This is a genomic window from Bradyrhizobium lablabi, from assembly GCF_018129385.1.
Lineage (GTDB): Bacteria > Pseudomonadota > Alphaproteobacteria > Rhizobiales > Xanthobacteraceae > Bradyrhizobium > Bradyrhizobium lablabi_C.
This window is the reverse complement of sequence record NZ_JAFCLN010000003.1, coordinates 172,533-194,633: the sequence shown is the minus strand read 5'-3', so window position 1 is coordinate 194,633 and position 22,101 is coordinate 172,533. Positions and strand designations below refer to the sequence as shown.

The following is a 22,101-nucleotide window of genomic DNA, read 5'->3' as shown; positions in this document are numbered from 1 at the left end:
ATATCGATCAGGAAACTACTCTTCGCGCTGTCCAGCCTGATGGCGCTTGGCGTGCCGCAGGCAGAGGCGCATCCGCATGTCTGGATCACCGGCAACAGCGAGCTGATCTATGCCGCCGACGGCTCGATCACCGGCGTCCGTCATGCCTGGACCTTTGACGACATGTTCACGACCTATGCCTTGCAAGGCATCGAGACCAAGACCAAGGGGGAGTACAGCCGCGAGCAGCTCGCGCCGCTGGCGCAGGTCAATGTTGAGTCGCTCAAGGAATTCGCCTACTTCACCTTCGCCAAGGCAGACGGCAAGAAGGAGAAGTTTCAGGAGCCGGTCGACTATTACCTCGAATACAAGGATTCATCCCTGACGCTGCATTTCACGCTGCCGCTGAAGACTCCGGCGAAGCCGAAGCAACTGGCGCTTGAGGTGTTCGACCCGAGCTATTTCATCGACTTCAGTTTCGCCGACAAGGACCCGATCAAGCTGGTTGGGGCGCCCGCCGCCTGCCAGATGAAATTCGAGCGGCCGAATGACGCCACCGCCAACGCCAAGCGGCTCAGCGAGAATAATTTCATGGACGGCGACAACTCGAACTACGGCGCGATGTTCGCCAACAAGATCACGGTGGACTGCCCGTGAGCGTCCAGTCAGGCGCGGTGCGCAGTTTTGCCGTCTGCCTTGCCGTGGCGGCTGCCGTCCTGATGCTTGACAGCGCCGTGCATGCCCTGCTGGCACAAAATCCTTTCGGCGGCCCGCGACCGGGCGCAGCTAGCCAGCCACCCGTCGGCGGCATCGTCGGCTGGATTTTGGCAAAACAGTCGGAATTCTACCGCGAGATGTCCACGACCATCCGCGCCGCCAAATCCGACGGCTCGGCGGTCTGGACGCTGCTCGCGATCTCCTTTGCCTACGGGATATTCCACGCCGCCGGGCCGGGCCACGGCAAGGCGGTGATCTCCTCCTATCTGGTCGCCAACCAGGAGACGGCCCGGCGCGGCATCGTGCTGTCCTTTGCCTCCTCGCTGTTGCAGGCCCTCGTTGCGGTGGTACTGGTCGGCATCAGCGCCTGGCTGCTCAATGCGACGGCAAAGACCATGTGCGGGGCGGAGAAGGCGATCGAGATCGCCAGCTACGCGCTGATCGCCGCCTTTGGCGCGCGCCTGGTCTGGACCAAGGGCGGCGGCTTTATTCGCGCACTTCAGGCTCCCCGCGCTGCGCCGGCGGTCGCGCTTGCCGGGGCGCCTCACGATCTCGGTCACCACCATGACCACGGTCATCACCATGACCACGCTCATCCCCATGATCACGGCCATGGCCATGATCATCACCACCACCACCATGATCACGGCCACGATCATCACGATCATGGGAACGGCCATGTCCACGACGAGCATTGCGGCCACTCCCACGGGCCGACGCCGGACCAGCTTGCCGGTCCCGGCGGCTGGCAGCGCGGCCTCGGCGCCATCTTTGCGGTGGGCTTGCGGCCCTGCTCGGGGGCGATCCTGGTGCTGGTGTTCTCGCTGGCGCAGGGCCTGTTCTGGGCCGGCATCGCCGCGACCTTTGTGATGGGGCTCGGCACCGCCATCACGGTCGCGACCATCGCGGTGATCGCGGTGTCGGCCAAGGATCTCGCGCGCCGGCTGAGCAGCGCGAGCGAGGGCGGCGGTGCGCTGATCATGCGCGGCATCGAGTTCGGCGCCGCCGGCCTCGTGCTGCTGTTCGGAATCGGCCTGCTGTTCGGCTATCTCGCCGCCGAACGGGTGACCTGTCTCTGAGTGGGTGATCGTTGCGTCCGCGCGCCAAGAGGGTAAGCGATGTCCCGCCTCGTCGACCGGATTTACGAATGCGCCTTTGTACCCGAGCTTTGGCCGGAGATCCTGGCGGAACTGGTGCATATCGACGGCGCGCTATCCGGCTGGTTGTGTATCTCGAACGGAAACGTCATCCGGTGGTCCGCTTCGAGCCAGGAGGCAAGGAACGACTTGCGGCCATTGATGGAGAGCGGATGGATTACGCGATCTGAACGCTTCAACCGGCTGCTGCGCGCGAAACAGACGGGTTTCATTCCGGACAGTATTCTCTATACGCCCGAAGAAATGCGCAATGATCCGGCCTACAGGGACATGCTGTATCCCCGCGGTATGGGGTGGGCCTCGGCGACCGCGATAGCGCTGCCGACGGGCGACGACATGGTGATCGCGTTGGAACGGGCATACGATCAGGGATCGGCGCCGCCTGCCGTGCTCGAAAGCCTCAACGAGGTGCACTCTCATTTGGCCAGGGCCTCGTTTGTTGCGGCCCGCATGCAGTTGGAGCGCGCACGGGCCGCCAGCGAGGCGCTCGCTATGCTTGGCATTCCAGCGCTCGTGCTCTCGGAAAGTGGGAAAGTCCTCGCTGCAAATCAGCTAATCGAAGCGTTGAGCGGCTTGGTCTTGTGGCGGATGAATGATCGTATCGCGCTAAGCGACGTGCGCGCCGACGCGCTGTTGCGCGACGCCATCGCGACGGCGGATCGGGATGACACCCCAAGTGTAAGGTCCTTTCCCGTCCGCAATGTCAGCTCCACGATGATTGCGCATGTCGTGCCCATACGCGGTTCGGCGCGCGACACATTTTCCCGATGCGCCGCCCTGCTGATGTTGACACCCGTGACCAGGCCGGAGGCTCCGTCGGTCGACCTCATACGATCCCTTTTTGACTTAACCCCCACCGAGGCGCGCATCGCCCGAGGCTTGGCGGCCGGCCAGACGGTCAAGGCGATAGCGACGGAAAGCGGCACATCGACGAATACCGTTCGTTGGCACGTCAAAGTTGTAATGAGCAAAATGGGCTACAACCGGCAGTCTGACGTCGTGGCGTTGTTGAATGGACTGCAGCCGCCCGGCTACGCGAACGACCCTTGAGATAACATATGCCCCCTTAGAGTGGGGCCGTCCGGTCGGCTCCGGACTGCTGTGAGTTGATTCCCGAGGTGCCAGTTGCCCTCCGCGCCTCCGGAAGCAGCCGAACCGAAAATATTTGGTAAGCCCCCCAAAATGGATGGGGAGCCGCACGGCGGCGCGGGTCCAAATGGCGGCCGGAGATACCAAGCCGGACCTTAAGTGCCATGGCGAGCTCAATCCACAGAACCACTGAGCTTGGATCAGCAACCGCAAAGCGGCAGGCCTATAGCCCTCTTGAAGTCTATTGGGATGCATTTCTGAGGTGGCGTAGACGCCAGAAACTGCGAAGCCAACTTTCTCGGCAGAGTGACAGCGAACTGGTGGACATCGGTATATCGCAGGGCGAGATCGACTACCCCTCTTCGCAGCGAAGCATCGTTAAGCCACATCGTTCGACAGACGGGTATAGCGGCAATGCGCTTGTTCGCCTCTTGCTCTATTGCGCGTTTATCCTCCTACCCGCTTACGAGGCCAGGGCTCAATGCGCTGCGCAGGATGTCCTGCGCAATCACCTCGCGCTCAAGGCGGCTCCGCCGCCGCTCGGCCCGCGGACTTCAGTCAGGACCGCCGCCGATATTCCGGTGTGGAAGACGATTGCAATAGGGACCTTCACGGATTTGTTCGCTCTCCGCAGCGCCATGGCTGCCGTGGGCTGCAGCATGGGCAACTCGGCTGACGAGATCCTCGCACGACCCGCTTTCACCCTCAGCGGCAAGAAAGCCGAGGTCGAGCTTGTTGCGGTATCGCCGGCCGAACTTGGCTTCCGGGGCGAAACGGCAACGCTGCGGGACATCTATGCGCACGCACAACGGCTGGGTCTTCGACTCTCACCTGCCGAAGTCGCTCCGCAGCTAAGGCTTCAGTATTTCGACCAGCCAATCGGTGAGTTTCTCGTGATCGCCATGGAGCCGATCAGGACATGGGCGGGTGAACCGGTCATCTTGACGGTGGCCAATGGCGGAGCGGGCCTCATTCTCATCGGCCAGGACGGCCAAGACGATCTGGAAGTACCAGTAACGTCGCGTTTTGTGTTCGTTCGGCCCAACCTATCCAACGCCGCAGGGCCCGCTGCATTCGTCAGGTAGTATGTGCCATTCGATTTTGTGTCGCTTCGTTTCTCCGCCTCGCGCGGGAGCAAGACGGGACATGCGCGCACACAAGTCCAGATATGGACGTAGCCTCAGTCGCGTCACGCCAACGGCTTTATGGATACACGACCTAATTGTTCCAATTATCAGAAACAACCTTTCCAAGAGGGAGAAGAATCGTGGCCATAACGACGACATATAACTGGAGCACCGTCGTCACCGGCAACTTCGTCAATAATCTCACCACGGTCGGCGCCCAGAACTCGGTGGCTGCCGTCGGCTTTGGGGATGGCGGATGGGCGGCGGCGTGGAATGACGGAATGGCGCCGGGCGATATCAGGGCGCGGGTTTTCAACACCGCTTCGGCGCCGGTCGGCAGCGAGTTTCTCCTCAACGCAACCACGACCAATATTCAGACCGATCCCGCAGGTGCGCTTCTGAAGGACGGCCGCGTCGTGTTCGCGTTCACCGACACCAGCGTGGATTCAGGTGGCGATATTCACGCACGGCTCATCAACACTTCCGGTTCGCCCAGCGGGACTGACATCATCATCACAGGCGACGCTTTTCCCGACCGTTCGGCCGATGTCGCCGCGCTCGCCAATGGCAACTACGTCGTGACATGGACACGCGTCTACAGCACCGACACTGATCTGCGCGCCCAGATCGTCAATGGCGCCGGTTTGGTGGGCAATACCATTTTCATCGAAGGAAGTGCGACGTTTAGCGCGGACTACGCGTCGGTTGCAGGCCTGACAGGCGGTAATTTCGTGGTCGCCTGGCAGCAGGGGCCGGCCGGGGGCGGCAATCAGGAAGTTCGCTTCCTGCGCTTCAGCGCATCGGGAACGGCGCTGGATGCCCGTTCTGTCCTGATCGACGGTGCAGGAACAGATATCCAGGTGATCGCTCTCGACGACGGCGGCTTTGCCGTCGCCTACACCTCCGATGGCTGGAAAACTGGCAGCACCGAGATCATGCTGAAGATATTCAACAGCGATGGGAGTCCGCGATCGAACTTTGTGATGGTCAACGATGCCATTGCCGGCGATCAGTACAACCCGACCCTGACGCAGCTTGACAACGGCTTTATCGTTGTCGGCTGGTCGGGTCCCGGCAATTTTGACTACCAGAAGGCCTTCACGGCCAATGGAGCGGCGATCGCCGGAACAGAGCTTTGGGATGCCAGCGCCGTGATCGAGAACGAACTGGTCGCGCTTAACAACGGACAAGTGCTAAGCGTGCGGTCGAGTACGATCGCCGACGCTGGCAACGATGGCTCGATACGCTACAGCGTCACGGAATTGCTGCGCACTTCAACCGGCGACGGCGCCAACGACCTTATGATCGGTGACGATTTGCGCGACTCGTTCAGCGGCGGCGGTGGCAACGATTCTTTGGTAGGTCTTGGCGGCAACGACACGCTTGGTGGCGGTGGTGGAACCGACACGGTCTATTTTAGCTCCAATCAGTCCGACTATCTCATCAGCTACGATACCCCCACGAAGACCTTTACGGTTACCGACAAGCTTGGTGCCGCCAGTAACGGCTTCGACGACGGCACCGACAAGGTCACCGGGGCTGAGTTCTTCCAGTTCAGCAACCGTACGATTGCGACTGCGGCGCTCATCGGGCCTCCCAAGGACTTCAACGCCGACGGCTTCAGCGACATTCTCTGGCGCAACGACGCCGGCACGGCTCAAATCTGGCACATGGCCGGAGGCACTCTGCTTGGCACCAGTCCCTTGGGAACCGTTCCCACCAACTGGACGATAGCCGGCACCGGGGATTTCAACGCCGATGGAAAGGATGACCTGCTCTGGCGCAACGACAGCACCGGCGTCACCCAGATCTGGAATATGGACAACGGCACGGTCGTGAACGCGTATTCGCTCGGCGTGGTTCCGCTGGCCTGGAAAGTCCTCGACACCGGCGATTTCAATGCCGATGGCCTCAGCGACATCCTGTGGCGCAACGACAGCACCGGCATCACTCAGATCTGGAACATGGACAACGGCACCATCCTGGGCGCGCAAAATCTCGGCGTGATGCCTGCGGTCTGGCGGTACGAGGGCTCCGGCGACTTTAATGCCGACCTCAAGACCGACCTGGTGTGGCACAACAGCAGCACCGGAGTCACCCAGATCTGGACCATGGACAACGGCACCATCCTGAACGCCTATTCGCTCGGAGCCATTCCCTCAAACTTCAAGATCGAGGGGATCGGCGACTTCAACGGCGACGGCAGGAGTGACTTCCTCTGGCGCAACGACAGCACCGGCGTGACCACGGTCTGGAACATGAACAACGGCACGATCCTGAGTACCCGTAATCTCGGGAACATTCCATCCAACTGGGACGCCCTTGATGTCGCGGACTACACCGGCGACACCAGCGCCGACATTCTCTGGCGCAACACGACCAATGGCGTGACCCAACTCTGGGAAATGGACGACGGAGCGATAACCACCGCCCATGCGCTCGGCGCGGTGCCGAACAACTGGCACGTCATCGCCTAGAGCATGATCCGGAAAAGTGGGTACCGGTTTTCCGAGAAAGATCATGCTCAAACAAAAAGATAGAGCGGGATGACGATTCGAAGAAAAGTCATCCTGCTCTAGACTAGACCGGCAGCCAGCCTCGCCACAGCGGCAGGAAGAAGATCGCGATGTTGATGGTGAAGCCGATGTTCCAGAGGATCGAGCGAAGCCGCGGGCGGTTGCCGATATAGGTCAGCACATAGGCGATCCGCACGATCAGGAACAGCACCGCGAGTTCGTTGATCAGGTGCTGCGGCGCGCCGCGGAATTCGGCGAAGATGACCGCTATGGCAAAGAACGGAAACGTCTCGATGCCGTTTTGATGGGCGGCGAGAGCGCGCGCCCGCAGGGGATCGCCATAGAAGGCGGGATCGCGCGGCTTGGAATTGTCGTAGTTGCGGTGCCCGATCCATTTGATCGGCACGATGGTCAGGAGATAGAGCGCAACCGCCCCGAAAATGCAGAAATCGGCAATCGTCATGATTCACCCGACGCGCGGCAATTGGGGGCAGGGTAGCGAAGGTGCCATTATCTTGACAAGGATGGCCCGAGGCGCGAAGCCACTCGCATGATGACCCCGGTACGCAATCAAAATTCCAAGGCGGCCGTCGCAGCAGGGCCGCAGCGCGTCGGCGTGCTGCTGGTCAATCTCGGCACCCCCGATACCTGTGACGCCGCGGGCGTGCGAGTCTACCTGAAGGAATTCCTGTCCGACCCGCGCGTGATCGAGGACCAGGGCCTGCTCTGGAAGCTGATCCTCAACGGCATCATTTTGCGAATCCGCCCCGCCCGAAAGGCAAAGGACTACGCAAAGATCTGGAATAACGAGAAGAACGAGTCCCCGCTGAAGACCATCACGCGCTCGCAGGCGGAAAAACTGGCCGAAGCGATCGCCGACCACGATCACGTCGCGGTCGATTGGGCGATGCGCTACGGCAATCCGTCGATCCGCTCGCGGCTGGAAGCGCTGGCCGCGCAGGGCTGCGATCGCATCCTGGTGGTGCCGCTCTATCCGCAATATTCCGCCGCCACGTCCGCCACTGTCTGCGACGAGGCGTTTCGCGCGCTGGCCGGCATGCGTGCCCAGCCGACGCTGCGGATCTCGCCGCCTTATTACGACGATCCCGATTACATCGAGGCGCTCGCGGTCTCCATCAACGCGCATCTGGCGACGCTGCCGTTTCAGCCCGAATTGATCGTGGCCTCCTTCCACGGCATGCCGAAAGCGTATGTCGACAAGGGCGATCCTTATTTTGCGCAATGCGTTGCCACCACGGAAGCCCTGCGCAAGCGGCTGGGGCTCGATGCCTCAAAACTGCTGCTCACCTTCCAGTCGCGCTTCGGCAATGCCGAATGGTTACAGCCCTACACCGACAAGACCATCGAGCAGCTTGCGAAAGACGGCATCCGCCGCATCGCGGTGGTGACGCCGGGCTTCTCCGCCGATTGCCTGGAGACGCTGGAGGAAATCGCGCAGGAGAACGCCGAGATTTTCCGGCACAATGGCGGCGAGCAGTTTGCCGCGATCCCCTGCCTGAACGACAGCGACGCCGGCATGGATGTCATCCGCCAGCTCGTGCTGCGCGAGCTTCAGGGCTGGATTTGATGCGCTCGCATCCAGCACTTGCCGCACTGCAAGCAGATTGCCGGGAATAAGTCTTCCGCCTGGCGCAGGTACATCTGGCAGGTTTGCAAACGCTTCCATACCTATAGAAGCAATAACAGCCGGCTGAACCGGCCCTGCGCTAGGCAGACAAAAGAAACGGCATCCGTTACGCAATGTCTGACGGGGACATGGTGCGGGAAAAATCCCTTTCCCGCCTTGGAGGGTTTATGAGCGGTTTCGACATTTTCGCGATTGCACTGGTACTTCTCGTCATCGTCACACTGTTCGCCGGTGTAAAGACCGTGCCGCAAGGCTATGACTGGACCATCGAACGTTTCGGCAAATACACCCGCACGCTCTCGCCGGGCCTCAATCTGATCGTGCCCTATTTCGACCGCGTCGGGCGCAAGATGAACATGATGGAGCAGGTGATCTCCATTCCCGAGCAGGAAGTGATCACCAAGGACAACGCCACCGTGACGGTGGACGGCGTCGCCTTCTTCCAGGTGTTCGACGCCGCGAAAGCGAGCTACGAGGTCGCCAATCTCGAGCAGGCGATCATCGTGCTGACCATGACCAACATCCGCTCGGTGATGGGCTCGATGGACCTCGACCAGGTGCTGTCGCACCGCGACGAGATCAACGAGCGCCTTTTGCGCGTGGTCGATGCCGCGGTCTCGCCGTGGGGCCTCAAGGTCAACCGTATCGAGATCAAGGACATCGTGCCGCCGGCCGACCTCGTCGAGGCGATGGGCCGGCAGATGAAGGCCGAGCGCGTCAAGCGCGCCGACATTTTGCAGGCCGAAGGCCAGCGCCAGTCGGAGATACTGCGCGCCGAGGGCGCCAAGCAGGGCCAGATCCTGCAGGCCGAAGGCCGCCGCGAAGCCGCCTTCCGCGACGCCGAGGCGCGCGAGCGCCTCGCCGAAGCCGAGGCCAAGGCAACCCAGATGGTCTCGGAATCCATTGCCAAGGGCGACATCGCCGCGCTGAACTACTTTATCGCCGACAAATACATCAAGGCGTTCGGCCAGCTTGCGGAATCGCCGAACCAGAAGGTGTTGATGCTGCCGATCGAGGCCACCGGCATGTTGGGCTCGCTCGCCGGCATCGGCGAGATCGCAAAGGCTACCTTCGGCGAAAGCGCGACTTCAGCGGCGGCGGCCGCGCGGCGCGGCTCGGTGCCGAATGCCGGCCCCACGCCGCCGCCGATCGCGCCGCAGCGCTGAGAGCGCAAGCAATAGAGAGGTCAGCATGGCCCAAATGTTCACCACGCTCGGCACCTGGAACTGGCTGATTTTCGGCTTCATCCTCATGGCGCTCGAATTGGCGGCACCGGGTGTCTTCCTGTTCTGGCTCGGGCTCGCCGCGCTGCTGGTCGGCCTGTTGTCGTTTGTGATCCAGCCATCCTGGCAGACGCAGCTTCTCATGTTCGCGGTGTTCGCGGTCGCCGCCGTCCCGCTATGGCGCCGCTTCGCGGTTACCAGCCGCGCCGCCAGCACCAGCAATCCGTTCCTCAACCGGCGCACCGACGCGCTGGTCGGCCGGGTGTTCACCTTGGAAAAGCCGATCGTCGACGGCACCGGCACAGTGCGGATCGACGACACCATCTGGCGCATCGCCGGCCCCGACGCCCCCGCCGGTAGCCGCGTAAAGATCGTCAGCGCGGACGGAGCCAGTTTGACGGTGGCGGCGGCTTGAAAGAATACCCTCTCCCCTTGAGGGAGAGGGTGCGCTCGCAAAGCGAGCGCGGGTGAGGGGTCTGTCTCCGCGGGCGGATTCTCTCCGTCAGATTTTGCTGTATCCGCGGATAGAACCCCTCATCCGTCGCGGACTGCGTCCGCGCCACCTTCTCCCACAAGGGGAGAAGGGAAGGGCTGCCTCCACCATCCTGTTTCCACGCCAAAGCCCTTGCGTAATGCTATAAATATTATAGCATATTGCTATAATTATTGTAGCGAGGTTCCTCATGTCCCGCATCGCGCCACTCGATCCGCCCTATGCACCGGAACTCCAGCAGCAGTTCGACCGCATCATGAAAGGTGCGCCGCCGCTGCTGCTGTTTCGTGCGATCGCCGGCAGTCCGCGGGCTTGGCAGAAATTCACCGCCGGCAGCCTTTTGGACCGCGGGCCGCTGTCGCTGAGGGAGCGGGAGATTGTCATCGACCGCACCTGTGCGCTGACAAAATGCGAATATGAATGGGGCGTGCATGTCACGACCTTTGCGCAGGCCGCGCATCTGACCGAGGAGCAGGTCCGCGCCACCGTGCGCGGCGGCGCGGACGCACTGTGCTGGTCGTCCGCCGAGCAGGCGCTGATCGCGGCGGTCGATGCGCTGCATCACCGCGCGAGGCTGAGCGATGCCGAATTTACGGCGCTACGCGCGCATTATGACGATGCGAAAATCCTGGAGATCATGCTGCTGTGTGGCTTCTATCACACCGTGTCATACATCGCGAACGGCCTGGCGTTGACGCTGGAGGAAAAGGGGGCGAGGTTTCCGATCTAGCCCCATCGTCGTCCGGCGAACGCCGGGACCCATACGCCGCGGCTTCGTGAGAGAGGAGGTGTAGGTTGCCTTCCTGCCCGCACGTCGCAGCAATAAAGATTTGAGGTTATGGGTCCCGGCGTTCGCCGGGACGACGGGAAAGCTACGCCACGCCGGCGCGCAGGAGATCGTGCAGATGAATGATGCCGACCGGCCTGTCGGCGTCGGTGACGATCAGCGAGCTGATCTTCGACGACATCAGCTTCAGCGCTTCGCTCGCGAGCGAATTGCTGGCGATCACCTTCGGGTTTCGCGTCATGACGTCGTCGACCAGCGCGTCCATCAGGTCGGGCCGCATGTGCCGGCGCACGTCGCCGTCGGTGATGATGCCAACAATATGGCCGCGCGCGTCTGTTATCGCGACGCAGCCAAAACCCTTGGCTGAGATTTCGGCCAGCGCTTCCGACATTTTCGTGCCCAGCGGCTTCAGCGGCACGGCCTCGCCGGTATGCATGAAATCGCTGGTGTGCTTGAGCATCGCCCCCAGCTTGCCGCCGGGATGGAATTTGGCGAACTCCACCGCCGTGAAGCCGCGGCTTTCCAAAAGCGCGATGGCGAGCGCGTCGCCGATGGCGGCCTGCATCAGCGTGGACGTGGTCGGCGCCAGATTATGCGGGCAGGCCTCGCGCACCTTCGGCAGCTCCAGCACGATCTGTGCGGCCGACCCGAGCGAGGATTCCGCGTTCGAGGTGATCGCAATCATCGGGATCGCGAAGCGCGCCGAGTAGTTGACCAGATTCTTCATCTCCGGCTGCTCGCCGGACCATGACAGTGCCAGGATCACGTCATCGGGCGTGATCATGCCGAGGTCGCCGTGGCTGGCTTCCGCGGCGTGCACGAAAAAGGCGGGCGTGCCGGTGGAGGCCAGCGTCGCGGCGACCTTGCGGCCGATATGGCCGGACTTGCCGAGGCCGGTGACGATGACGCGGCCCCTGGCCTGCCGGATCAGCTCGACCGCCGAGACAAAGGGCGTTCCCAGCGGACCGCGCAGCGCGACGGATAGCGCCGCAATGCCGTTGCTGCCGGCATCGAGCGTGCGGAGCGCCGATTGCACGGCGTCGTGGGATACGTCCTGCATCAGCGGTTTCGGATTGGCCATGTCTGAGTCTCGAAGGAGGCTGACGCCCGGGCCCTTGCTTACCACGGCGAAACGGACAGGGCGACGCGCGCAAGACCGCGCAACGGGTCATTAACCATAATTGTTTTAACTCCATTAACGACGTTTTCGCGTGCTGTTTGAACGCGTCCGATAAGTATTTGAATAAGTTGAGGTTTAGTCATCGTGGGGTTGGGTCCAGCAAGGGGCCAAAGAAGGCGCGCGGCTGCGGTCCGCGCGCTATTGCCATGCCTTGCGTTTGCCGCCCTGAGTGGAACTTCCGGCCACGCCCAGACCCTGACGCCGGACATGCTGCGCCCGGTGCGCGGCGGCTTCATCGCCCCGCAGGATTCCCCGCTGCGTCCGACGCCTGATCGGACCGGCCAGGCGCCGCCAGATCCCTCCAGCGACCCGCGGCTGCGTAGTCCCGATACGCCCGCGCCTTCGCGCGTCGGCCAGATCCCGACCTACGGTCTTCCGGCGGCGAGCGGCGCTTCGGACTCCGGCTACGACTCGCTCAACCGCAAGCGCAAGAAGCCGAAATATTATCCGGGGCAGGCCAGGCCCAAGCCGCCGCCGGGGCCGGGCACGCCCGCGCCGCCGGTCGCCGCCAATCCGAACGGGCGCGTGCGCCTCTCGGTGCCGCCGTCGGAGACCGCCAACAAGACGCCGTTGCCGCCGGCGATGGCCGGCAGGGTGGTCGGCCAGCCGCCGCGCAAGCGGCTCAAGATCGACGACGATCCGTTCGGCGCGGTCGGCGATTATGTCGGCGCATTCCTGATCAAGGGCGCGATCGAAACGTCGGTCGGCTACGACACCAACCCCGGGCGGCTCGACAAGCCGCAGGGCAGGCCGGTCTATGTGATCGCGCCGGAGTTTTTGGCGGTGTCGGACTGGGAGCGGCACGCCGTCGTTGCGGATCTGCGCGGCTCCTTCAGCGGCTACACCCAAAACCTGACGCCGAACGCCGACGGCACGCCGTTGCCGGCGCCGCTCGATATCGACCGGCCGAATTTTGTCGGCCATATCGATGGGCGACTCGACGTGTCGCGCGATACGCGGCTGCTGGGCCAGGGCCGCCTGCTGGTCTCGACGGATAATCCCGGCAGCCCGAACATCCAGGCCGGCCTGCAGCGCTATCCGATCTACACCACGGTCGGCTCTACGCTCGGCATCGACCAGACCTTCAACCGCCTTCAGGTCTCCGCCGGCGCCACGGTCGACCGCACCGACTATCAATGGTCGAAGCTGACCGACGGCACGTCGACCGACAACAACGACCGCAATTATTCGCAATTTGGCGGCGTCGGCCGCATCAGCTATGAGGTGATGCCGGGCCTGAAGCCGTTCGCGGAAGTGCAGGGCGACAGCCGCTTCCACGACCTCTATCTCGACCGCAACAATTTCGCGCGCAATTCGAGCGGCGGCTACGTCAAGGCCGGTTCGTCGTTCGAATTCTCGCGGCTTCTCACCGGCGAATTCGCGGTCGGCTGGGCCGAGCGTCACTATGTCGATCCGCGCCTGCCCAGGCTACAGGGCCTGCTTACCACCGCCTCGCTGGTGTGGACTGCAACGCCGCTGACGACGGCAAAATACTATTCCGACACCCAGCTCGCGGAGACCACGCTGCCGGGCACGTCAGGCGTGCTGGTCCGCACCCATACTTTGGAAGTCGATCACGACTTCCGCCGCTGGCTGACCGCCATCGGCAAATTCACCTACGGCACGCTCGAGTACCAGGGCGACAACCGCACCGACAAGATATTTACGCTCTCCGGCGACCTGATCTACAAGCTGAACCGGCACGTCTGGATCAAGGGCAACGTGACGCACAGCCTGCTGGATTCGAGCTCGCCCGGATCGAGCTCGAAGTCGACGGTGGTGCTGTTGGGCGTGAGGTTGCAGAATTAAGGTGGGCATTACTTGCCGCATTATCGTGTGAGTTCGGATGCCGCTTTACGGGAAACGCCATATAGATCGAGCGCGCTTCGCCATTTGCTCCTGCCTTTTGTCGATGGCCTTTCGGTCCCAAACGGTGAATGATGCCAAGTCCTTCGTTGTCTTGAGATCGCTCGCATTATAAGTCGGCTTTTTTGCCGAGAATCCCTTCGAACCAAGATCTTTGTTGATTTTCGTTAGAAGGCACATGTTTCCCAATCGTGCGGCGCAATCATCGACAATCTCTTTGTCTGCTTTTAATATCTGCTTCCAGTCGTCGTTTGGCTTCTTCGGTAGAACATGTTCTAACGTAAGTGCGCCGGGCTCCCACTCGTTTGCCATTTTTCCTTTTTTGAGAGTTTGCGCGTCTCTCTCAAGAGCTCGAAGAAAGTATCGTGCCTTCTGGCTATTTCTCTCTGTCTTGAGGCGAAATGCCGATTCAAAATCCGAATCAGATGGATAAACTCCGGACGATTTGAATTCGGCCAAGACGCCTGCTGTATTTGTGATAGATCCTTTGAATATCAATTCAGCAACTCGAGCACATGTCGGCTCAAAACGACCGGGATTTCCTCCGCCTACCAGCAAAAACCTGACAATGCTGACCTCCAGTAGTCTCAGCAATCGTGGCATTTCAGTAGCGCTAAATCGAGCTAGTGCAGAAAGGATTATGGGGTGAGTTTGCTGGCTCCCAATCAACTTAAGGGATACGACTGTGCTCCTTGCTTCAGCCGAGTACGATGACCAAACAGCATCGTCAGGAGAGTCGAGAGCTGCGTATTGCTCAGCCGCGCCGAGCAGATCTTTGGAAAGGTTCACTGCCTTATTGGAGTCTTTGTATGTTGTGCGAAACGTATCGAATAGAAGATTGGTCCTTATTCGACCGTGACGCGACGTCCAAAAAACCTTTAAGAAGCTTGACGCTTTGACATTCGAAAGGGCAGCAATCATCTGAACCCAGCGGAATTGCATATCCTTCAAGACAGCCGGCGAAAGTCCGGCTGCCTTCTTGAAGAGGAAATTCTTCACTAGATCAAGAGGAGAAAGGTCAACGCCGCGATCATTTAGAGTCTCGAACAGCGTGTACGCCGAATTTTCATCTGCGACCGTCAAGCGAACTGTTCGAACACGATCTCTGAAGAATTTGATGGTTTCAAAAAAATAGGCAGCCGATTTCGTGGGGTCGCCAATCTTCGAGGCTATCTCCTTTACCCGCCCATGCGAATAGATAATCGCTTCTAGTAGCTCGCGATTGGAATCGTGACGCTTTAATTTCTTGAGCGCTGTAATAACATCTTCGACCGCCGCGCCCTTGACGACAAAATCGACAAAATTCTGATTGTTTGCTTGGTTAAGTACAAGTCTCGGAGTTGGCTCCTTTTCGCCAAGTTCGCTACCGCCAATATAGGCATCTTGAATCTTTCGAGCTTCGTCGTGCTGGTCCGGGTATTGACGGAGCCAGTCGCGGATTGCAGCAAAAATAATAATGGTCGTCGCTAGCCTTTGCTGGCCGTCGAGAATTGTGAAGTGCTCACCTTCGGTGAGGAAAACTAGCAGCCCAAGAAAATAAGCATCTCCCTTCTTTTCAAGAGCGTCTGCGACGTCGTCGAATAGCTGCTGAACTTCGTCGACTGTCCAAGAGTAATCTCGCTGATGAGATGGGACGACGAAGCGACCTTCTTGCAAGATTTTAGCTATGCCGAATGTGGGCGATTCTGAAAAAGCTTCCACCATAAGAACTCATATCTGCGAGTGTTAAAGACTAAACTCTAGCAGAGATGGTATTCTTTGGCGACTGGGCGCGATAGCTGAACCTATGGGAATTGGTCGATCACGACGTCTGCCGGGCAATGCCCCCTTTAGCGCGATTTCAAGCGTCGCAAGGACCTACCTCGGCAAATCTGTCTTTCCCATCAGGAACGTGTCGATCGACCGCGCGCACAGCCGGCCTTCGCGGATCGCCCACACCACCAGCGACTGGCCGCGGCGCATGTCGCCGGCCGAAAACACTTTTGGCAGCGAGGTCTGGTAATCCGCAAAATTGGCGCGGACGTTGCCGCGGGGGTCGAGATCGACGCCCAGCGTCTTCAGCAGGCCTTCGTGCACGGGGTGCACAAAACCCATCGCGAGCAGTACGAGCTCGGCGTCGAGATCGAATTCGGTGCCGGGGAGCGGCTTGAACTTTTCGTCGACCTTGACGCAGTGAAGCTTTGCGACCTTGCCGTTCGCGCCGGAGAACTTTTGCGTCAGCACGGCGAATTCGCGGCCGGCGCCTTCGGCCTGGCTCGAGGACGTTCGCATCTTCAAGGGCCAGTTCGGCCAGGTGATGCCTTTGTTTTCATGCTCGGGCGGGGCCGGCATGATCTCGAGCTGGGTGACGGATTTTGCGCCCTGCCGGAACGAGGTGCCGATGCAGTCCGAGCCGGTATCGCCACCGCCGATCACGACGACATGCTTGCCGCCGGCCAGGATGTCGGCGGCGCCGCCCAGCGGCTCGGAGGAAACGCGGCGGTTCTGCTGCGGCAGGAAATCCATCGCAAAGTGGATGCCGGCCAGGTCACGGCCGGGGATCAGGAGGTCGCGTGGAGCCTCGGCGCCGCCGGTCAGCGCGATGGCGTCGTACTGCTTGACCAGTTCGCGCGGATCGACCGAGCCATTGGCGCCGACATGGGCGCCGTAGTGAAAGGTCACGCCCTCAGCTTCCATCTGCGCCACGCGGCGGTCGATGATGTGCTTTTCCATCTTGAAGTCGGGAATGCCGTAACGCAGCAGCCCGCCGGCCTTGGCGAACTTTTCGTAGACATGCACCTCATGGCCGGCGCGCGCGAGCTGCTGGGCGGCGGCAAGGCCCGCCGGGCCGGAGCCGATGATGGCGACCTTCTTGCCGGTCTTTTCGGGAGCGACTTCCGGCTTCAGCCAGCCATTGTCCCAGGCGCGGTCGACGATGGCGCATTCGATCGTCTTGATGGTGACCGGATTGTCGTCGATGTTGAGCGTGCAGGACGCCTCGCACGGCGCCGGGCAGATGCGGCCGGTGAATTCCGGAAAATTGTTGGTCGAGTGCAGGTTGCGCGAGGCTTCTTCCCAGTTGCCCTGATAGACGAGGTCGTTGAAGTCGGGGATCTGATTGTTGACCGGGCAGCCCGGCGTGCCCGGCGCCACCGAACCGGTGCCGTGGCAATAGGGGATGCCGCAATTCATGCAGCGCGCGGCCTGGTCGCGGGTGTCCTTCTCGCTCAGCGGGATGACGAATTCGCGGTAATGCTGTACGCGCTCGGCGACCGGCTCATACTTGCGCTCGTGCCGGTCGATCTCGAGAAAACCTGTGATCTTGCCCATAAAACCCTGACGCCCTTGCATCTCGTTCCGTCGCTCCGGGATGCGCCGTCAGGCGCATATTCGGAACCTCGATATCGTCTTGCGAGATTCCGGAGTTCGCGCTTCGCGCGCCCGGAATGACGCTTAACTCTAACTCCTCATCCTGAGGAGCGCCGCGTGCGGCGCGTCTCGAAGGATGAAGGCCCGTTCGGTGGCCTCGTGGTTCGAGACGGCGCTGCGCGCCTCCTCACCATGAGGATATTCGACTACGCCCCGATCGCGATCTTCGGCTCGGCGTCGGCGTTCGCCTTCATCTCCTTCAGCGCGCGGCGGTACTCCACCGGCATCACTTTCCGGAATTTCGGCAGCCACGTTTTCCAGTTCGCGAGGATCTCGGCGGCACGGCGCGAGCCCGTCAGCTTGGCGTGACGGGTGATCAAGACATGCAGCCGCTCGACATCCGAATCGAGCAGGTTCTGGAACACGTCGACACGGCCATGCGCCTCGAGGTCGCCCGAGTGATGATAAGTGTTGGCGTTGATCATCTCCTCCGAGAGCACCGGCTCGAGCTCGACCATCGACAGGTTGCAGAGCTTTGCAAAATCGCCGGCCTCGTCCAGCACATAGGCGATGCCGCCGGACATGCCGGCCGCAAAGTTGCGCCCGGTCTTGCCGAGCACCACCACGATGCCGCCGGTCATGTATTCGCAGCAATGATCGCCGGCGCCCTCGACCACCGCGACCGCGCCGGAATTGCGTACGGCAAAGCGCTCGCCGGCAATGCCGCGGAAATAGCATTCGCCCTCGATCGCGCCGTACATCACGGTGTTGCCGACGATGATGCTCTCTTCCGGCACGATGCCGCCGTCGCGCGGCGGCTTGACGATGAGGCGTCCGCCGGAAAGGCCCTTGCCGACATAGTCGTTGCCTTCGCCTTCGAGGTCGAAGGTGACGCCGTGCGCCAGCCACGCGCCGAATGCTTGTCCGGCGGTGCCCTTGAAGCTGACATGGATGGTGTCGAGCGGCAGTCCGGCATGGCCATAGATCTTGGCCACCGCACCCGACAGCATCGCGCCGGCGCTGCGGTCGGTGTTGTTGATCTCCTCTTCGATCCTGACCGGCGCGCCGCGGTCGAGCGCAGCCTGCGCTTTCGCGATCAGGCGGCGGTCGAGCACGGCTTCCAGATGATGGTTCTGGGCTTCCGAGTGATAGATCTTCTGGCCCTTCTCTTCCTTCTGCCGCACGAACAGTTTTGAGAAGTCGAGGCCCTTGGCCTTCCAGTGCGCCACCAGCGTGGACTGGTCGAGCATCTGGGTCTGGCCGACCATGTCGTCGAACTTCTTGTAGCCGAGCTGCGCCATGATCTCGCGGACTTCCTCGGCGACGAAGAAGAAGTAGTTGATGACGTGCTCGGGCTGGCCGGTGAAGCGCTTGCGCAGCACGGGGTCTTGCGTCGCGACGCCGACCGGGCAGGTGTTGAGATGGCACTTGCGCATCATGATGCAACCGGCCGCGATCAGCGGCGCGGTGGCGAAGCCGAACTCATCCGCGCCCAAGAGTGCGCCGATCACGACGTCACGACCGGTACGGAAGCCGCCGTCGACCTGCACGACTATACGGCTGCGCAGCCGCTCGCGCACCAGCGTCTGGTGGGTTTCGGCAAGGCCGATTTCCCAAGGCGAGCCGGCATGCTTGATCGAGGTGAGCGGCGAGGCGCCGGTGCCGCCCTCGAAGCCGGCGATGGTCACATGGTCGGCGCGTGCCTTCGCAACGCCCGCGGCCACCGTGCCGACGCCGATTTCGGACACCAGCTTGACCGAGACCTGACCGTCCGGATTGACGTTCTTGAGGTCGTAGATGAGCTGCGCCAGATCCTCGATCGAATAGATGTCGTGATGCGGCGGCGGCGAGATCAGGCCGACGCCCGGCGTCGAATGCCGCACACGCGCGATCGTCGCATCGACCTTGTGGCCGGGCAACTGACCGCCTTCGCCGGGCTTGGCGCCCTGCGCCATCTTGATCTGCATCATGTCGGAGTTGACGAGATATTCCGTCGTCACGCCGAACCGGCCGGAGGCGACCTGCTTGATTGCCGAGCGCATGGAATCGCCGTTCGCCATCGGCTTGAAGCGGTCGGCTTCCTCGCCGCCTTCACCGGTGTTGGACTTGCCGCCGATCCGGTTCATCGCGATCGCCAACGTGGTGTGCGCCTCGCGCGAGATCGAGCCGAAGCTCATGGCGCCGGTAGCGAAGCGCTTGACGATTTCCTTGGCCGGCTCGACCTGGTCGAGTGGCACCGGCTTGCGCTTCTCGTCCTCGGCCGTCTTGATCCGGAACAGGCCGCGCAGCGTCAGCAGCCGTTCGGACTGCTCGTTGAGGATTTTTGCAAAGGCGCGGTAGCGCTCCTGCGAATTGCCGCGCACGGCGTGCTGGAGCGCGGAGACGGATTCGGCCGTCCACGCGTGGTCCTCGCCGCGGGTGCGGTAGGCATATTCGCCGCCGACGTCGAGCGCGCTCTTGTAGACCTGCGCATCGCCGAACGCATCGGTATGACGCCGCGCGGTCTCTTCCGCGATCTCGGCGAGGCCGACGCCCTCGATGCGGGTATGCGTGCCGGCGAAATACTTGGCGACGAAATCGGCCTTCAGGCCGACGGCGTCAAAAATCTGCGCGCCGCAATAGGACTGATAGGTCGAGATGCCCATCTTGGACATCACCTTGAGCAGGCCCTTGCCGATCGACTTGATGTAGCGCTTGACGATCTCGTAGTCGTCGAGCGCGCCGGGCAGGCGGTCCTTCATCGCGATGATGGTTTCGAACGCCAGATACGGATTGATCGCCTCGGCGCCATAGCCGGCGAGGCACGCGAAGTGATGCACCTCCCGCGGCTCGCCCGACTCGACCACGATGCCGACCGAGGTGCGCAGGCCCGTGCGGATCAGATGATGATGCACGGCGGCGCAGGCCAGCAGCGAGGGGATCGGGATCCGGTCGGTACCCGCCATGCGGTCGGACAGGATGATGATGTTGACGCCTTCGCGCACCGCCCCTTCCGCCCGGCCGCAGAGTTCGTCGAGCACCTGCTCCATGCCCGCCGCGCCGAAGCCGGCGTGGAAGGTGGTGTCGAGCGTGCGCGACTTGAAATGGGTGTCGGCGACCTCTGAGATCGAGCGGATCTTTTCGAGGTCTGCATCAGTCAGGATCGGCTGGCGCACTTCGAGCCGCTTGGTCGAGGCAAGGCCCTGAAGGTCGAACAGGTTCGGCCGCGGCCCGATGATCGAGACGAGGCTCATGACGAGCTCTTCGCGGATCGGGTCGATCGGCGGGTTGGTGACCTGCGCAAAGTTCTGCTTGAAGTAGGTGAAGAGCTGCTTCGGCCGATCAGACAGCGCCGAGATCGGCGTGTCGTTGCCCATCGAGCCCGCGGCTTCCTCGCCGGTCGCAGCCATCGGCGTCATCAGGATGTTGATGTCTTCCTGCGAATAGCCGAACGCCTGCTGCCGGTCGAGTAGCGGCAGGTTCGAGCGCACGCTCTTGGTCGCCGCGTCCGGCAGCTCTTCCAGCACGATCTGGGTGCGATGCAGCCACTCGCTGTAGGGATGGCTCTTGGCGAGCGAGGCCTTGATCTCGTCGTCGGGAATGAGCCGGCCCTGCTGGAGGTCGACCAGCAGCATCTTGCCGGGCTGGAGCCTCCACTTGGTGACGATCTGATCCTCCGGAATCTTGAGCACGCCCATTTCGGACGCCATCACGATGCGGTCGTCCTTGGTGACGAGGTAGCGCGCCGGGCGCAGGCCGTTGCGGTCGAGCGTCGCGCCGATCTGGCGGCCGTCGGTGAAGGCAATCGCCGCCGGGCCGTCCCACGGCTCCATCAGCGCGGCATGATATTCGTAGAAGGCGCGGCGCTCTTCATCCATCAGCGGATTGCCGGCCCACGCTTCCGGAATCATCATCATCACGGCGTGCGGCAGCGAGTAGCCGCCCTGCACCAGGAATTCGAGCGCGTTGTCGAAACAGGCGGTGTCGCTCTGTCCTTCATAGGAGATCGGCCAGAGCCTGGAGATGTCCTTGCCGAACAGCTCGGAATGCACGGACGCCTGCCGCGCCGCCATCCAGTTGACGTTGCCGCGCAGCGTGTTGATTTCGCCGTTATGGGCGATGAAGCGGTAGGGATGCGCCAGCGACCAGGTCGGGAAGGTGTTGGTCGAGAAGCGCTGATGCACCAGCGCAAGGGCGCTCTCGAAATCCGGCTCGTGCAGGTCGGGATAATACTTGCCGAGCTGGTCGGCGAGGAACATGCCCTTGTAGATCACGGTGCGGCACGAGAACGACACCGGGTAGTAGCCGGCCATGCCGCGGTCGCGGCGCTGGTAGATCGCCTGCGAGATCGACTTGCGCAGGATGTAGAGCCGCCGCTCGAACTCGTCCTCGGTCTTCGCAGCGCCGTTGCGGCCGATGAACACCTGCATGTGGTTGGGTTCGGTCGGCTTGACGGTGACGCCGAGCGAGGAGTTGTCGGTCGGCACGTCGCGCCAGCCGAGCAGCATCAGGCCCTCGGCCTTGATCTGTTCGGCGACGATGCTCTTGATGACGTTGCGCCATGCGGCGTCGCGCGGCATGAACAGCGCGCCGATCGCGTATTCGCCGGGCGCCGGCAGCTGAAAACCGATCTCGGCGGCCTTGCGCGAGAAGAAAGCGTGCGGGATCTGCACCAGGATGCCCGCGCCATCGCCGGCGCGCGGATCAGCACCGACCGCGCCGCGATGCTCGAGATTGCAGAGGATGTTGATCGCGTCTGAAACGATCTGGTGCGACTTGCGGCCCTTGATGTTGGCGATGAAGCCGACGCCGCAGGAATCCTTTTCCAGGCTGAGGTCGTAAAGGCCCTCGGCCGGCGGACGCCAAGTATGTTCGCGCGTGGTGTCGGCCGGTTTCGAATCCGTAGCCGACGACATTGCACTGCTGGGCATGCTCTCGCGCTCGAATTCCGACCCGCTCATCTCTTTCGTCCTCTCAGTTCGGCAAGGGCCT

General features: G+C 61.9%; 15 protein-coding genes. 10 read left to right on the top strand and 5 right to left on the bottom strand.

All coding sequences use genetic code 11. The features are described from left to right. From JQ628_RS07550 to JQ628_RS07530, 5 genes are all read left to right on the top strand, one after another. On the top strand, positions 1-636 hold the full coding sequence (locus tag JQ628_RS07550) for a DUF1007 family protein (protein WP_349628040.1): 636 nt from the start codon (positions 1-3) through the stop codon (positions 634-636). Between the two features lie 62 nt (positions 637-698). Beyond that, on the top strand, positions 699-1,775 hold the full coding sequence (locus JQ628_RS07545) for a nickel/cobalt transporter (RefSeq protein ID WP_212222216.1): 1,077 nt from the start codon (positions 699-701) through the stop codon (positions 1,773-1,775). Positions 1,776-1,814: 39 nt separating this feature from the next. Next, a complete protein-coding gene (locus tag JQ628_RS07540; RefSeq protein ID WP_212221483.1) occupies positions 1,815-2,903 on the top strand; it encodes a helix-turn-helix transcriptional regulator in 1,089 nt (362 codons plus the stop codon). A 203-nt stretch (positions 2,904-3,106) separates the two neighbouring features. Continuing rightward, positions 3,107-4,027, top strand: a complete 921-nt coding sequence (locus tag JQ628_RS07535) for a DUF1127 domain-containing protein (protein WP_212221481.1) — start codon at positions 3,107-3,109, stop codon at positions 4,025-4,027. 137 nt (positions 4,028-4,164) lie between these two features. After that, positions 4,165-6,546: an FG-GAP repeat domain-containing protein gene (locus tag JQ628_RS07530; RefSeq protein WP_212221479.1), complete on the top strand. Its 2,382-nt coding sequence runs from the start codon at positions 4,165-4,167 to the stop codon at positions 6,544-6,546. Between the two features lie 103 nt (positions 6,547-6,649). Here the strand turns inward: JQ628_RS07530 and JQ628_RS07525 are convergent, their stop codons facing one another. Continuing rightward, positions 6,650-7,048 (bottom strand): MAPEG family protein, encoded by a 399-nt coding sequence (locus tag JQ628_RS07525; protein ID WP_212221477.1) that lies wholly within the window; start codon positions 7,046-7,048, stop codon positions 6,650-6,652. A 90-nt stretch (positions 7,049-7,138) separates the two neighbouring features. Here JQ628_RS07525 and hemH point away from each other — a divergent pair, with 90 nt between their 5' ends. From hemH to JQ628_RS07505, 4 genes are all read left to right on the top strand, one after another. Beyond that, a complete protein-coding gene (gene hemH, locus JQ628_RS07520) occupies positions 7,139-8,173 on the top strand; it encodes a ferrochelatase (protein ID WP_433996119.1) in 1,035 nt (344 codons plus the stop codon). Positions 8,174-8,400: 227 nt separating this feature from the next. Then, on the top strand, positions 8,401-9,399 hold the full coding sequence (locus JQ628_RS07515) for an SPFH domain-containing protein (protein WP_212221473.1): 999 nt from the start codon (positions 8,401-8,403) through the stop codon (positions 9,397-9,399). A 25-nt stretch (positions 9,400-9,424) separates the two neighbouring features. Beyond that, entirely contained in the window at positions 9,425-9,871 is a 447-nt protein-coding gene (locus tag JQ628_RS07510; protein WP_212221472.1) for an NfeD family protein, read from the top strand. 268 nt (positions 9,872-10,139) lie between these two features. Continuing rightward, a complete protein-coding gene (locus tag JQ628_RS07505; RefSeq protein WP_212221470.1) occupies positions 10,140-10,679 on the top strand; it encodes a carboxymuconolactone decarboxylase family protein in 540 nt (179 codons plus the stop codon). A 142-nt stretch (positions 10,680-10,821) separates the two neighbouring features. Here the strand turns inward: JQ628_RS07505 and JQ628_RS07500 are convergent, their stop codons facing one another. Next, positions 10,822-11,817, bottom strand: coding sequence for a KpsF/GutQ family sugar-phosphate isomerase (locus JQ628_RS07500; protein ID WP_212221468.1), 996 nt, complete (start codon positions 11,815-11,817; stop codon positions 10,822-10,824). A 183-nt stretch (positions 11,818-12,000) separates the two neighbouring features. Here JQ628_RS07500 and JQ628_RS07495 point away from each other — a divergent pair, with 183 nt between their 5' ends. After that, the gene (locus JQ628_RS07495; protein WP_433996115.1) at positions 12,001-13,725 is read left to right on the top strand and encodes an outer membrane beta-barrel protein; all 1,725 of its coding nucleotides are present in this window, start codon (positions 12,001-12,003) and stop codon (positions 13,723-13,725) included. Positions 13,726-13,770: 45 nt separating this feature from the next. Here JQ628_RS07495 and JQ628_RS07490 read toward each other — a convergent pair whose 3' ends face one another. The 3 genes from JQ628_RS07490 to gltB form a co-directional block, all read right to left on the bottom strand. Then, complete coding sequence (locus JQ628_RS07490; RefSeq protein ID WP_212221456.1) at positions 13,771-15,486, bottom strand: DUF262 domain-containing protein; 1,716 nt, start codon at positions 15,484-15,486, stop codon at positions 13,771-13,773. A 153-nt stretch (positions 15,487-15,639) separates the two neighbouring features. Then, positions 15,640-17,091, bottom strand: coding sequence for a glutamate synthase subunit beta (locus JQ628_RS07485; RefSeq protein WP_212221454.1), 1,452 nt, complete (start codon positions 17,089-17,091; stop codon positions 15,640-15,642). Between the two features lie 245 nt (positions 17,092-17,336). Continuing rightward, a complete protein-coding gene (gene gltB, locus JQ628_RS07480) occupies positions 17,337-22,070 on the bottom strand; it encodes a glutamate synthase large subunit (protein WP_212221452.1) in 4,734 nt (1,577 codons plus the stop codon). Between the last annotated feature and the right edge of the window lie 31 nt (positions 22,071-22,101).